Source organism: Streptomyces sp. AC627_RSS907 (assembly GCF_019049165.1).
On the sequence record NZ_JAGMUE010001081.1, the window covers coordinates 1 to 585 of the forward strand.

Genomic DNA, 585 nt, shown 5'->3' on the forward strand with positions numbered 1-585 from the left:
GGGTCGGGACGAAGCGCACGATGTCCGGGTCGAGCCCGGGCAGCACGGTGTGCAGGAAGCCGGGCGCCTCCGCGCGTAGGCAAGCCGCAGGTGGTCCCACGGGTCGTCGAGGCCCATGGTGTCGGCGGGGCGGGCCAGGGTGGGGTCGAAGGAGTACGCGACCGCGTCCAGATCCTGGGGCCGCAGCCCGGCCTGGGCCAGGCACCACCGCGCGGCGTGCTCGGGCATCTCCCAGGCCGCGAACGGCACGGGGCGCTTGCCGTGCTTACGGCGCGAGAAGCGTTCCTCCTCGGCCGCGGCGACGGTGTGACCGTCGATGACGAGGGCTGCTGCGGGGTCGTGGAAGAGGGCGTTGATTCCCAGAACGCGCATAGGACCGGGGGCCTTTCGGCGAATGCGACGGTGTCGTCGGGTCGGCGGGGGGCAACGGCCGGGGTGGCGGCCGGCGGCCGGGTCAGGCGGCGAGTCGCTGACGGAACCAGCCGATGGTGCGGCGCAGGCCCTCGTGCGCGGTGACGCGCGGCTCCCACTGGAGCTTGCCGCGGGCCAACGTGATGTCCGGGCAGCGCACCGCCGGGTCGTCGG

General features: G+C 74.5%; 2 pseudogenes. Both read right to left on the minus strand.

The features are described from left to right. Positions 1–372, minus strand: a pseudogene (locus KUM32_RS40375) (carbamoyltransferase N-terminal domain-containing protein); the annotation flags it as partial. Between the two features lie 82 nt (positions 373–454). Further along, positions 455–585 (minus strand): annotated as a pseudogene (locus KUM32_RS44500) (SDR family NAD-dependent epimerase/dehydratase); the annotation flags it as partial.